6 protein-coding genes are annotated in these 14342 nt (G+C 56.3%); 3 read left to right on the forward strand and 3 right to left on the reverse strand.

Annotated features, from left to right (window positions below; all coding sequences use genetic code 11):
- Positions 1-23: 23 nt before the first annotated feature.
- The 3 genes from EQG79_RS19120 to EQG79_RS19130 form a co-directional block, all read right to left on the reverse strand.
- A complete protein-coding gene (locus EQG79_RS19120; protein WP_129603249.1) occupies positions 24-581 on the reverse strand; it encodes a hypothetical protein in 558 nt (185 codons plus the stop codon).
- Between the two features lie 83 nt (positions 582-664).
- Complete coding sequence (locus EQG79_RS19125; RefSeq protein WP_240699394.1) at positions 665-2125, reverse strand: RagB/SusD family nutrient uptake outer membrane protein; 1461 nt, start codon at positions 2123-2125, stop codon at positions 665-667.
- Positions 2126-2184: 59 nt separating this feature from the next.
- Positions 2185-5196: a SusC/RagA family TonB-linked outer membrane protein gene (locus tag EQG79_RS19130; protein ID WP_129603253.1), complete on the reverse strand. Its 3012-nt coding sequence runs from the start codon at positions 5194-5196 to the stop codon at positions 2185-2187.
- Positions 5197-6098: 902 nt separating this feature from the next.
- On the opposite strand from EQG79_RS19130, the gene EQG79_RS19135 reads away from it, so the two are divergent.
- The 3 genes from EQG79_RS19135 to EQG79_RS19145 all read left to right on the forward strand — a co-directional run bounded on the left by EQG79_RS19135 (position 6099) and on the right by EQG79_RS19145 (position 14338).
- Positions 6099-9200 carry a SusC/RagA family TonB-linked outer membrane protein gene (locus tag EQG79_RS19135; protein WP_236648574.1) on the forward strand — a complete coding sequence of 1034 codons (3102 nt, stop codon included), beginning with the start codon at positions 6099-6101 and terminating at the stop codon, positions 9198-9200.
- Between the two features lie 151 nt (positions 9201-9351).
- Positions 9352-10902 carry a RagB/SusD family nutrient uptake outer membrane protein gene (locus EQG79_RS19140; protein ID WP_077919537.1) on the forward strand — a complete coding sequence of 517 codons (1551 nt, stop codon included), beginning with the start codon at positions 9352-9354 and terminating at the stop codon, positions 10900-10902.
- Between the two features lie 139 nt (positions 10903-11041).
- Positions 11042-14338, forward strand: a complete 3297-nt coding sequence (locus tag EQG79_RS19145) for a VCBS repeat-containing protein (RefSeq protein WP_240699396.1) — start codon at positions 11042-11044, stop codon at positions 14336-14338.
- Positions 14339-14342 lie beyond the last annotated feature (4 nt).

Consider the following 14342-nt stretch of genomic DNA (forward strand, 5'->3'; position numbering starts at 1 on the left):
GTCTGTCAAAAGAGGGGATGGGCTCAGAAGAACACGTCTTTTCGGGTGACGTGCTGAAGTCGCAGGCTGGGGTTTCGGATCACGATCAGCCCCTGTACGGTAATCCATTTGGTGGGTATCCGCTGAAATTCATACTTACCCGCTTTGCCGGTCAGGCGCATGACAAGTTTGTTGTCCGACAGACTTTCAACGGTAATGGTGCCGTCGGTCATCAGGTAGCCTTCGCCCCGCCGGTTGGCTTTGTCGATCAGCCGGCCGATCATAACGCTGCCCGCCACCTGGTTGTCGAGGAATACCTGCCGCCTGATGGGTTTTTCTTTGTACCAGTCGCTGCCGCTGAACGCTACAATGATATTGCTGTCAAACTGATCGAACAGGTTGAGTCGCATATACGTATCGTAGACATCGACCGGTCCGCTGAACCGACTCTCGGTCGGGTAGAAATCGGCACCGTCGAGTTGAATCCAGACCCGGGCCTGGCCCGGTTTAAGCGATGCATACAACTCATCGACAGAGGCCTCTGTGCGGCAGCCCGCCAGCCAGCCAGCCAGCAGGCCCATGAGCAGAAAAGAAAGTTTCATGGTACGATGGATACGGAAGTACAGGAAAGAAATATCCCCAAAACGCCCAACGGCGTTTTGGGGATGCATAGACAGGCCGGCAATTAATAGCCTGGGTTCTGTTTCAGGTTCGGGTTCGATACTGTAGCGTCAGACGGAATGGGGAACAGTACCGTGTGCGCGCTCTTGTTGTCAACCCCGGTGCCGGTCAGGAACTTGCCAAAGCGAACTTCTACCGTCCGCTTGCCGCCTTCCCAGTAGGTTTCGCGACCGATCTCGTCGAACATGGCATCTTCGGTCAGTGACGTCAGCGCCGACGCACCCCGCAGTTTGCGGAGGTCGTTTACCTGCGCCAGTGCCGCGGCCGCGTTACCCGAACGCAGTAGCGCTTCGGCTTTCATCAGGTACGCATCGCCATAACGGGCAATGATGTACTTGTTGGCGTCGGCGGGGTGGTACTTGATAACCCGGATTCCTTTGTCGGTAGGCGTACCGGCCAGCGTTACGTCGCGGGTGAACTGCAGCGGCTTCTGCGTGCGGGAGTCGACGATGGCCGCGCCTTTGTCGTTATACTGCTGCCCGATCAGGAAGCCCCGGCCAATGCCCGAGAATTCTTTCCCGTCTCTCTTGGCCGGTACACCCTTCCGGATATCGCTCGTCTCGAACTTGTCATAAAAGTCGGCCAGGGTAGCAAAACCGTTCCAGCCCGAGGGGTTCTGATCGTAGTGCAGCGTCATGTACCAGCGGTTCTGCGGAGAGCCCTGCGCACCCGTCAGGATGATCTCGTTGGCAGCCGTTTTGGTGAAGTTGCTGAAATAATCGGGGTTCAGCTTAAAGCCGGCTGCGGTGATGGCGTCAACGGCCTTAACCACGTTGTCCATGTCGGCCTTATCGAAGGTATAGGGGCCTTCGGCTTTGGCTGATTTGAACACCGCCTTGTTCAGATACAGTTTCGCCAGCAGGTAGTTGGCCGCTGCTTTCGTACCGATCGAGTTGTCGGACGATGCCGGGTTAGCCTCGGTCAGTGCCGGCAGGGCTTCGGTCAGGTCTTTCAGGATAAAGTCGAAAGCTTCTGACCGGCTTTTCACCTTCGGGTTGTCGTTTACCCCTTCAGTAGCCTCGCGGAACGGAACCTGGCCCCAGTAGTCCATGACATAGAACATATTCCAGGCCCGGAGAAACTTAGCCTGAGCAGCCTGGGCGGGCGTTGGGCTAGAGGCCAGAATCTGCGTGCACTTGAACACCTGCGAGTTCAGGTTGTTCCAGGCGTTCAGGTTCCAGGAGTGGGTAGCATCCCAGGTGTGCTGATCAAGCGTGCGCCATACGCCATTATCGCCCCAGTCGACACCGCGCGTGGGCGGAATCATTTCGGCCGTGGTATGCTCACCCAGGGCATAGATATTGGCCTGGTCTGAAAACTGGTTACCCAGATCGTTGTAAACCGCCTGAAGCGACTGCGCTACGTCGACGGATTTGAACCCACCGGCCGACTTAACGACCAGCGAATCTTTCTCGACCACATTCAGGTCTGTGCACGACGACAGCACAGCCAGTACAGCGGTCATACTCAATACCTTGCTTGTTATATGCGTGTTCATGAGTCTTTTTAAACTAATTGATTGAATTAGAATGCGATGTTGGCACCCAGAGTCCAGGTACGAGCGCGGGGATAGGCTGTGTAATCGATACCCAGCGATGGTACACCGTTCAGCGATTTGTTGGTATTTACCTCAGGATCCTGGCCTGTGTATTTGGTAATGACGAAGAGGTTCTGACCGGTCAGGAACAGCCGCAGGTTTGAGAGGGCTTTGTTACCCGTGTTGAAACGGTAGCCGAGGCTCAGGTTCTGCAGGCGAACGAACGATCCGTTTTCGAGGAAGCGGGTCGATACGTCAGGTGCGTTGAAGGGGCCTTCTTTCAGGCTAGGTACATCGCGGGTTACGTTGCGGCCGTTGTTGAAAGCACCCTTGGTAAAGAAGGCGTTGGCGTTGTTGTTGTAGATGTAGTTGCCGAACACCCCGTTGAAGAAGAAGCTCAGGTTCCAGTTGCCGTAGTGCAGGTTATTGGTCAGACCGCCTGTAAAGGTTGGCAGCGGGCTCTTGCCGATGAACTTCTGAACATCGCCACCCGTATAGATGGTGTTGCCCGCTTCATCGTAACCGCCAAACTCGCGCAGGAAGAACGCAAACAACGGCTGATCGTTGGCGATCCGCTGGGCAAAGGCGCCCGTCAGACCCTGGCCGCTGATGCCGCCGGTGTTGATCAGACCACCGTAATTTTTCACGATGTTCTTGTTGTACGCTGCGTTGAACTGTACATCCCAGCCAAACTTAGGTTTATCGACGATGCCGATGTTCAGACCAAGTTCAACCCCAGTGTTGTACACGTTAGCGTCGAGGTTTCTCCAGACGAAAGGCGTCAGGGCTGGTTGCGCCGACGTAACCTGAATCAGCAGGTCCTTGGTGTCTTTCCGGTAGAAATCGATCGAACCCGTTACGCGGCTGCCGGCAATGCCGAAGTCGACACCGGCGTTGAACTGGGCCGTAGATTCCCATTTCAGATCCGGGTTGGGGAACGATACGTCACTCAGGCCACCGCCGTTGATGTTATCCGACGATGCATTGAAACCCCAGTCGCCGAATCGCTGGCGCTGATCGTAGAGGTTGTGCGGAATCGACTGGTTACCCGTTACGCCGTAGCCCAACCGAACTTTCAGGTCGGAGAAGACCGCTTTTGGAATGAACGACTCTTCGCCCAGGCGGTAGGCAACGGCGGCCGATGGGAAATAACCGTACTTGTTACCACCCCCAAAGCGGGTCGAGCCGTCGGCCCGCAGCGTGGCCGTCGTGATCAGCTTGCCAATGGTCAGGTTTACCCGGCCGAAGTACGACTGCAGTTCATCTTTGGTATAAGCTGTATTCTGGATCAGGCTACCAAAGCCCTTCGAGTTATCGGCAGAGGCTGCGTTGTTGATCATCAGATCCAGATCACCCGTCCGGAAGTTCGTTGCCGTAGCCCGCTGGAAGGAGTATTCGAAGCTCTGGTACGAGTAACCCAGCAGCGCGTTCAGACTTACGTTCTTGTTGATCTCCTTGTCGTAAGTGAAGTAGTTCTCCATCAGATTGTTATTAATCTGAATGTCGGTCAGGTACAGGCGGCCAACGTTCTGGATGTCCTGGTAGACGAGGTCCTTGGAGAAAGCAGCTTTCCGTGACGACATCGACTTGTCGAAGCCCAGTACCGTCTTGAATTTCAGACCGGCTGCAATCTCGTATTCGGCATTGAGGTTACCCAGTGCCCGCAGCGTTTTGGTATTGTCGCGCGACAGGTCGAGCAGGGCCTGTGGGTTCGGCTCGGCTACGTTGGTCGACTGATAGAGAGTGCCGTCCGGATTATAAACGCGTAGCGTCGGATTCGATTTCAGGATACCAGCCAGCAGGTCACCCTGGTAACCGGCGTTGTCGGTAACCGGAATGTTTCCATCCTGGGTTTCCGATACCGTAGCCTGGATACCGATATTCAGCTTATTATTGATGAACTTCTTGTTGCCATTGAAGGTAGCGCTCAGGCGGTTGAGCGAGCTCTTCTGCATGATACCCTGCTGATCGAGGTAGCCAAGTGAGAAGCGGTAGTTGCCCGTTCCGTCACCACCACCGTAAGCGAGGTTATGCTGGCTGGTCAGACCCGTCCGGAACAGTACATCCTGCCAGTCGGTGCTGACACCCCGATCCTGGGAGGGTTGCAGCTTTGCATATTCTTGAGGACTCAGCAGGTCGTAGCGTTTGGTGATGTCGCTGATCCCGAATGAGGGGGAATATTCGAGGCTGCCTTTGCCCGACTTTCCTTTTTTGGTCGTGATCAGGACAACGCCGTTAGCACCGCGCGATCCGTAGATGGCCGTGGCCGACGCATCTTTCAGAATGTCGATGCTCTGAATGTCTTCCGGGTTCAGGAAGTTGAGGGGGTTCCGGGGCGAAGAGTTACCGATACCTGAGTTCTGACCATCCGACTGGGTGTTATCACCACTGAGGGGTACGCCGTCAATGACGAAGAGTGGGTTATTACCGTTCCGTACGGATGATGTACCCCGGATACGAATGTTGATACCACCGCCCGGCTCACCGCTGTTCTGGGTGATGGCGACCCCGGGTACCCGGCCCTGCATGAGCTGCTCGGGCGAGGTGATGATCCCTTTGTTAAAGTCTTTAGTGCCAATTACGTTCACCGCGCCGGTAGCGTCTTTCTTCTTCACCGAGCCATAACCAATAACAACGACTTCGTTCAGGGTCTGATTATCTTCGGTCAGCGACACGTTAATGACGCTCTGATTGCCGACTGTAACTTCCTGCGAGGTATACCCCACAAAGCTGAAGACCAGCACGGCCCGATCTGGAACCGCAATACGGTAGTTGCCGGAGGCATCTGAGTTGGTTCCGCGCTGAGAGCCTTTGACCGCAATGCTCACACCAGGCATAGCAGCCCCATTAGCATCCTTCACAACGCCAGAGACCTGCCGGTCCTGCGCCCATGCGCTAACTGTTACAGCGAAAAATAGTGTGGTAAGCAGGAGCCTGCTTACGAGAGTAGTAAGTCGGTAACAGCTGATCCGGCTCACCACTGCGTAATTGTGCATCATAAATTGAAAATGGATTAAGTATAAGTACTAGGTTACCGCCTGTGCTATCTAACGGGTATATTCCTAAATATTACCAAAAAGTGGTACTATTTAATCATTAAATAGCAATAGGGCTGCAAATAACTAGATATTATATTAAAAGAGCAATACGGGCACATGTAATTTTTATGTAAAAAATTATTCCATAATTTATGTAGATATACTTAAGTAAATGCCTGATTTAGACTGACTGAGCCATAGTATGCCTGTTCGCTAAATTGAAAAGCGGGAATGAAAGGGCATTAGCTGGATACAGAAGCGATCAAGCGTGCGGTTTTGAGCGGTTCGACCCAGTTGATTTGACTCAAACTCAGGTTGTGACCAGATGATCTTGGGGCAATTTATAGCCTGGAAACAGACTGGCAGACGGCTTTTTTTTACTATAAATGGTACTTTTTTTCCTCAATTAATCCTACGTGAATATCCCTGAACCAGGTAAAAGCGTAGGGAAAAGGCGTAACGATAATAATGGTAACTTATTCAGTAACAGACAGAAAGATTATGATTTTTTAACCTTAAAGTACAAAACTGGTAGCTGCTCACTTCCTCGATATAGTACTATATTTACCAATAGTAGACCGATTTTAACAATTCCCTATTTGCGTTTGTCGAATCAAGATAGCTACTTTTGCTATAGATTATACTTTGACTATAGGCTATACTAAGTCTGTATCAAAGCTTTATTTAGTAGGTTATTGACTAGCGTCTGTCCATCTGAATTCAGTCTCCCGGACTGTATCCTGTTACGATGATCATTCAATGTTATGAAACCAGGATGGCCTCATTCGCTGCCTCAGCAGACAGTTAGCTTAGGCAGTAACCAAAACCTTTTTTAATTATTCAAAACATTTTACTGTAAACCTATGATGGACAAATCCTACACAGGTGACCGTTTCGGTGGTTACGTAGGTCAGGTTGGAAGCGCTCAACCCCAGCCATTTCGTAAGAAAGCTCGCTACGGCTTTTTATCGTTACTGGCTATGGTACTACTGCTGGGAAACCAGCTGGCGTGGGCGCAGGGAACAACCCTGACGGGTAAGGTGGTTGACAAATCGGGGATTGGTCTGCCCGGTGTAACCGTGCAAGTTAAAGGGGCTAACCGGGGTACATCGACCGATGGTGACGGTGCCTACCGGCTTTCTGACGTACCCGGCGGAGCCACGCTGGTGTTCAGCTCGATTGGGTTTGCCACGCAGGAGGTTGCCGTAGGTAACCGGAGCGAAGTGAACCTGACGTTACAGGACGATACTAAATCGCTGAACGAAGTGGTGGTGGTTGGGTACGGTACCCAGCGCGCCAAAGACGCTACTGGTTCTGTGGTCGCTATCGGTACCAAAGATTTCAACAAGGGGGTGATTGCGTCGCCTGAGCAACTGCTGCAGGGCCGCGCGGCTGGTATCCAGATCACACCCGCCAGCGGTGAACCCGGTGCCGGGGTGAACATCCGTATCCGCGGTACATCGTCGCTGCGGTCGGGTAACAACCCGCTCTTCGTGGTTGATGGTATCCCGCTCGACGGGGGCGAAACCTCCAGCGGTGGCCGCGATTTCGGGGCCGGTACGCAGTCGGCCCGTAACCCGCTGAACTTCCTCAACCCCGACGATATCGAGAACATCTCGGTGCTGAAAGACGCTTCGTCGGCGGCTATCTACGGATCGCGCGGTGCTAACGGTGTTGTCCTGATCACGACCCGCCGGGGCAAGTCGGGCCAGCAGACGTTTAATCTGTCGGCCAATACGAGCGTGGGCGGAACCCTTCGTCGGTACGACCTGCTGAGCGCGTCTGACTACGCTGCGGCTGTAACCCGGGCAGGTGGCGATGCGTCGCTGCCGGCCGTTAACGCCGGTGCGTCGACCGACTGGCAGGACCAGATTTTCCGCACCTCGTTCTCGCAGAACTACAACATGAGCTACGGGGGTGGTAACGACAACACCCGCTACAACCTCTCGCTGGGCTATTCGGATCAGCAGGGCGTTATCAGGAAATCGGCGCTGAAGCGTCTGACGGGACGGATCAATGCCTCGCACGAGCTGTTCGACGATAAGGTTGTGATCGATCTGGCGCTGACCACCTCGAACGTGAATGACGTATACGTACCAAACAGCGATAACGCTGGTTTTGAGGGTAACCTGATCGGATCGGCCATCCAGGCCAACCCAACCTATCCGGTGTACGACGCGCAGGGCCGGTTCTTCAACCCCGACGGGTATGATGATGATCCGACCAGCACGGGCTTTGGTCGCCCCCGCGGTAACTCGTTCCGGAACCCGGTATCGCTGCTCGATCTGATCGACGATCAGGGCCGCACCAACCGGACGCTGGCCAGCATCAGCGCCACCTGGAAAATCCTGGACGGTCTGTCGTACAAAATCAACTTCGGTCTCGACAATTCGGCCTCGGAGCGCCGTACGTCGATTTTCCGGAATATTCCGGGCTTTGCCATCACCAACAACGCTGGTCAGGCAACGATCCAGAACAATACCCGGTCGTCGCAGCTGATCGAGCATACGCTGAATTTCAACCGGAAAGTAGGCATTGGCAACCTCGACGCCGTAGCCGGTTTCTCGTACCAGAAGTTCCAGGACCAGTACAGCTTCGTACAGGCTAACCTGTTTATTCCGGATGCCGACGCGCTCTTCCCCTACGCCAACAACATTGGCGGGGCCAACAACAACGGCACCAACAAAGCCTACACGGCTGGCTCTAACCGGGGCCAGAGCGAACTGCAGTCGGTATTTGGCCGGGTGAACTACAACATCAACGACAAGTACCTGATCACCGCCACGGTGCGGGCCGATGGATCGAGCAAGTTCGGTGCCAACAACAAGTACGGCGTATTCCCGGCCCTGGCTGCGGCCTGGCGCGTATCGGACGAAGCGTTCGCCAAAAACCTGGGTGTCGACATCAAGCTGCGGGCTAACTACGGTATTACGGGTAACCAGGAGTTTCCTGCCAACCGGACCCGTAACCTGTATACGTTCACGAATAACGGCTCCGGTACGGCTCGCGACATTACCCCGAACGACAACCTGCGCTGGGAAACCACAACCCAGTATGGTATCGGTGCTGACCTCGGCTTCTTCGGGGGGCGCCTGACCGCTACGATCGATTACTTCAACAAGAATACGACCGACCTGCTGTTCGAAGCCCTCTACGCACAGCCAGCACCGGCCCGGGCGCGCTGGATCAACCTCGATGCCAACGTGATCAACCGCGGGGTCGAGCTTCAGGTAGCCTACGACATTCTGCGCGGCAGCAAAGTGCGCTGGGACATTGTGGGTAACGCTACGTTCCTGAAGAACGAAGTGACCAACTTCTCGGGTATCTACAACACCGGCGCCATTAACGGCCAGGGTCTGTCGGGTGCCTATGCGCAACGGATCGTGAACGGCCGGCCGCTGTTCTCGTTCTTCATGCCGACCTTCACCGGCTACGACAGCAACGGGTTTGCTACCTATACCGATCCGTCGCTGAACCTGGAGTACGTAGGCAGCGCCATCCCGACCTTCAACTTCGGGGTGACCAACAACGTATCGTTCGGCAACTTCAACGTCAGCATGTTCTGGAACGGCGTGTCGGGTAACTACATCTACAACAACACCGCCAACGCCATCTTCACCAAGGGGAACCTGCGCAACGGTCGTAACGTAACCGTCGACGCTGCCAACAGCGCCGAGAACGCGCTGAACCCACCGCTGGTATCGACCCGCTTCCTGGAGAAAGGTTCGTTTGCGCGCCTGTCGAACCTGACCGTTGGCTATACCGTACCGCTGACCAGCAAACAGATCCGGAACTTGCGCGTGTCGCTGACGGGCCAGAACCTGCTGCTCATCACGGGCTATACGGGGGTTGATCCGGAGGTGAACACGAACAAGTCGATTGATGGTATCCCGTCGCTGGGTATCGACTATACCGCTTTCCCATCGCAGCGTATCGTTACGTTCGGCGTGAGTGCGGGATTTTAAGTAACACCTGATCAGGCAGTCGCTGATTGTTCAATGACTGTCTGATCTATCGATTTACCTGTCTCGTTTATAACAATTTAGTTAAACGGTTTCTTTCTATAGTTCAAGAATGGACCTGACTTCTTTGTAATTAGACAACTGAACCAAACAAATGAAAACTTCAATTCACGTTACTTCTGCCGTTGTTGGTGCGCTGCTGTTAACAGCCGTGGGCTGTACGGATCTGGACGATAAAGTAGTTGGCCAGCCGGTCGACCTGGCCGCCGGTGCGGCTGCCGGGGGTGATCTGACGGGTCTGCTCAATGGGGTATACGCGCAGGTGAACGGACTGTCTGACCAGGCCAATACCTACGCCCTGGGCGAGCACGCATCCGATGAGATGATGGGCCCCACCCGCGGTACTGACTGGGACGACTTCGGCACCTGGCGCCGGTTGCACCAGCACTCCTGGGATGCTACCCATAACCAGATCATTGCCACCTGGAACAACCTGAACACCGGCGTATTCCGGGCTACGGAGCTGATTGCTGCGGCCAGCAGCAATGCAAACGTACTGGCCGAAGGTCGGTTCCTGCGGGCGTTCTTCATGTACAACGTAGCCGACCTATACGGTAAAGTGCCGTTCCGGGAAGCCAACGCCAGCTTCGATTCGAACCCGCGCGTACTGACCCGGGCCGAGGCTACCCAGTTCATCATCGATGACCTGAATGCCGCCATTGCCACTCTGCCAGCCACCGGCGATCCGGGCCGCGCCAACAAAAATAGCGCTCGTTTCCTGCTGGCTAAAGTACTGCTGAACAAAGCCGTATTTACCCAGAGCCCGGAGCAGCCGGCCGGTCCGTATACGTTTACCCCGGCCGATATGAACGCGGTGATTGCCAACTGCGATGCCATTATCGGATCGGGTGCGTTCTCGCTGACCACCTCGGGTAAGTACTTCGACAACTTCCACTGGGATAACTCGACCCTCTCGAAAGAACTGATCTTCGTGATCACCAACGAAGTAGGTACATCGCAGGGATCGGCGCAGAACCGCTACCGCATGACGCTGCACTACAACCAGACGCCGGGCGGCTGGAACGGCTTCACCACGCTGGCTGATTTCTACAACAGCTTCGAAGCCGGCGATCAGCGCCGGGGTGCTGCCATCACGGGCCTGACCAACCGGACCGGCCTGCGGGCGGGCTTCCTGGTAGGTCAGCAGAACGATCAGACTGGCAAGGCCCTGACCGACCGGGCGGGTGCTCCGCTGGTTTACTCGCCTAACCTGAACCTGCTGTACTCGGATGAGAAAGCCGGTATCCGGGTTATCAAGTACCTGCCCAACCCCGAAAATACCGATAACCCCGGTAACGACTATGTGCTGTTCCGCTATGCCGACGTGCTGCTGATGAAAGCCGAAGCGATTCTGCGGGGTGGTACGCCAACGGGTGGTGCTACGGCCCTGAGCCTGGTCAACCAGATCCGCACCGCCCGGGGCGCTACGCCGTTCACCACCGTGAACGAAGCGAACCTGCTGGCCGAGCGCGGTCGTGAGCTGTACTGGGAAGGCTGGCGCCGGAACGACATGATTCGCTTCGGTACGTTTACGGCTCCCTTTGATCAGAAGCCCAACACAACGCCGGATCACCGGGTCGTATACCCCATTCCGCAGCAGGCTGTTGATACCAACCCGAACCTGACGCAGAACTTCGGCTACTAAGCCAGGTTTGGTAAGCCAGATTTCCATCTGGACAAGATCCCGCGAACAGCCGCTCCATCGGGCGGCTGTTCGTATTTATAATGCCCGGTTTGCGGTCGGGAGCTTTGTACGTCCGGCCGTTCTATTTCGTTAGTATAGTATGACTAAGTTCGTTTGGCTGGCTGTTCTTCTGGGAATGACCGCGTGCCGAAACAACGATCCTCTTTTTCAGAAAACCGAAGCGGCCTCTACGGGGGTTACGTTTGTCAACCAGCTGCGCGAAACCGAGCAGGAAAACGTGCTGGCGTTCGAATACTTCTATAATGGCGGGGGCGTAGCGGCCGGCGATCTCAACAACGACGGTCGGGTCGATCTTTTCTTCACCGGTAACCAGGTCAGCAATGCGCTGTACATAAACCGGACCCCGCCGGGTACGGACGAGCTGACATTCGACGAGTTGACCCGGAAAGCCGGCGTGGGCGGGCGGGCCAACGGCTGGAAAACGGGCGTAACCCTGGCCGATGTCAACGCCGACGGCTGGCTCGATATCTACGTCTGCTACTCGGGGCTACGGCCCGATTCGCTGCGCCGGAATCAGCTCTTCATCAATAACCACGACCTCACCTTCACCGACCGCGCTGCCGAATACGGCCTGGCCGACGCGGGCTATTCCGTTCAGGCTACCTTTTTCGATTACGACCGCGATGGCGACCTCGACTGTTTCCTGATCAACCACAACCTCAAGAACTACCAGCGCAAAGAAGCCGCCGTGATGCGGGCCGAGCGCGACCCCAACGCCGGCGATAAGCTCTTTCGTAACATGAGCGCTGAGCAGCAAAGCGACGCGACGCAGCCGACCCGTTCGTCGGCTACTCCCGGCGCTGCTGGCCCCGCGCCCCGCTTCATCGATGTGTCGGCAGCGGCCGGTATCAAGGGTAATCCGCTCGGCTTCGGGCTGGGCTGTTCGGTATCGGATATAAACAGAGATGGCTGGCCCGACCTGTACGTGACCAATGATTACGTGGAAGATGATTACTGCTACATCAACCAGCTGGGCACGGCGCCGAACGGACCCGCTTTCCGCGACGAACTCCGCGACCGGGTAGAGCACACCTCCTACTCAGCCATGGGGGCCGATATAGCCGACCTCAATAACGACGACCGCCCCGACATTATGACGCTGGACATGCTGCCCGAAAGCAATGCCCGGCAAAAGACCCTGCCCTGGCCCGACAACTGGAACGTATACCAGGCGCAGCTCCGCAACGGCTTCTGGCACCAGAACATGCGCAACATGCTCCAGATTCAGCAGGCCGACGGTCGCTTTGCCGAGCTGGGTCAGCTGGCCGGTCTGGCCGGTACCGACTGGAGCTGGGGCGTACTGCTGGCCGACTTTGACCTGGACGGCTATAAAGACGTATTTGTCAGCAACGGGATTCTGCGCGATTTCACCGACGCCGACTTTATCAAATTCTCCGATCAGGCTGCGGGTATGCCGGTGCTGGAGCAGATCCGCCAGATGCCATCGACGCCCACCCGGAACTACATATTCCGCAATAACCACGACCTGACGTTTACGAACGAACAAACCCGCTGGGGCTTCGACCAGCCAACGATCTCGAACGGCTGTGCCTATGCCGACCTCGACAACGACGGCGATCTGGACATCATCACGAACAACCTCAACGAAACGGCCCGCATTTACCGCAACCGCAGCCGCGAAACGGGCGAAACCGCTTACCTGAAACTTCGGCTCGAAGGTCCGGTCGGTAACCCCTTCGGCGTCGGCACAACGGTTACGGTTACGGGGCGGGGCCAGACACAGACGCAGGAGTTGTACCCCACGCGCGGTTTCGAATCGTGCAGCCACGACCAGCTGTTGTTCGGGCTGGGTTCGGGTCCGGAGCCGGTGGGGGTAACGGTTCGCTGGCCCGACGGAAAAACCCAGACGCTGAAAACAGTAACGCCCAATCAAACGCTCACGGTTACGTACCGACAGGCAAGTCTGGTTCATACTCCGGCAGCGCCCGCCATACAGACCCTGTTCCGGTCAGGAAGTGCTCCCGCTTTTACGCACCGTATCGACTCGATCAACGACTTCGACCGGCAGATTCTCCTGCCCATGCAGTACACCAGTCCTGGCCCCCGGCTGGCGGTGGGGGATATCGACAGCGACGGACTGGCCGATGTGTTTGCGGGTGGCAGCGCCCGGCAACCCGGTCAGCTGTTTCGGCAAACGGCACCCGGCGCCTTTAGCCCCGTACCGTTGCCCGGCGCAGACAACGGAGCCAATGCCGATGCGCTGCTGGCCGACCTCGACGGGGATAAACAACCGGATCTGTACGTGGTCAACGGGGGGTACGGACTGCCCGATGCCGGCAAACGACAGGATCAGCTCTGGCTCAACAGCCGCGGTACGTTCGTGCCGAAAGCGCTGCCCGCCGAAACCGAAAACGGGAGCTGTGTGAAGGTCCTGGACATTGACCGCGACGGTGACCTGGATTTGTTCGTGGGCGGTTCCATCGTGCCATACCGCTATCCGGCGGCCGAAGAAAGCTACCTGCTCATCAACGACGGGCGGGCTAATTTCTCGCGCCGGGCCCTGGGTAAGCTGGGTATGGTGACCGATGCCGCCGTGCTGGATCTCGACAAAAACGGCTGGCCCGACCTGGTGGTGGTGGGCGAGTGGATGCCGGTTACGGTCCTGCTCAACCAGCAGGGAACGCTCAAGCCGCAGGACCCCTCGGCCAGCGAAAGCCCGACGGGCTGGTGGAGCCGCATCGAAAAAGCCGACCTCGACGGCGATGGTGACCTGGATCTGATTGTCGGTAACCTGGGCCTCAACACCCAGCTCCGGGCCAGCCGCGACCAGCCGGCGCTGCTGACCTACGACGATTTCGACCAGAACGGTACGCTCGACTTTTTTATGAGTTATGCCATACAGGGAAAAGTGTATCCGGCCTATTCGCGCGACGAAATCTGCGAACAGGTGCCGTCGCTTCGCAAGCGGTTTACGAACTACAAAGCCTATGCCGACGCCACGCTCGAACAGTGTTTCGACGAGCAACAGCTTCGGCAGGCCCGGCAAAAACAGATTGCCGAGCTGCGGACGCTGGTGCTGGAAAACGACAACGGCACGCTCGTACCGCACGCGCTGCCGCTGGCGGCTCAGTACGCACCCGTTTACGGGATTCTGGCTAGTGATTTCGATAAAAACGGAACGACCGACCTGCTGCTGATGGGGAACAACGCCCGGCTGCGGCTGCGGATCGGTAAGGTCGATGCCAACCACGGACTCGTCTTGAGCAACCGGGGGGGCTGGCGCTTCGAGGCCATGACGCCCGACCAGACGGGCCTGTTTGTTCGGGGCGATGTGCGGGACGTGAAAAAAGTAGGAAACACCATTATGATGGGCGTAAGCGGGCAGTCGCTGCTTGGGGTTAACCCAACGCGCTGATGCC

It is taken from the genome of Spirosoma sordidisoli, from assembly GCF_004138325.1.
Lineage (GTDB): Bacteria > Bacteroidota > Bacteroidia > Cytophagales > Spirosomataceae > Spirosoma > Spirosoma sordidisoli.

Bases quoted from the DNA above. Each gene is read 5' to 3' on its own strand.
- EQG79_RS19140 (WP_077919537.1), top strand. From the start codon at position 9,352: ATGAAAACTTCAATTCACGTTACTTCTGCCGTTGTTGGTGCGCTGCTG.
- EQG79_RS19145 (WP_240699396.1), top strand. From the start codon at position 11,042: ATGACTAAGTTCGTTTGGCTGGCTGTTCTTCTGGGAATGACCGCGTGC.
- EQG79_RS19135 (WP_236648574.1), top strand. From the start codon at position 6,099: ATGATGGACAAATCCTACACAGGTGACCGTTTCGGTGGTTACGTAGGT.
- EQG79_RS19130 (WP_129603253.1), bottom strand. From the start codon at position 5,196: ATGATGCACAATTACGCAGTGGTGAGCCGGATCAGCTGTTACCGACTT.
- EQG79_RS19120 (WP_129603249.1), bottom strand. From the start codon at position 581: ATGAAACTTTCTTTTCTGCTCATGGGCCTGCTGGCTGGCTGGCTGGCG.
- EQG79_RS19125 (WP_240699394.1), bottom strand. From the start codon at position 2,125: ATGACCGCTGTACTGGCTGTGCTGTCGTCGTGCACAGACCTGAATGTG.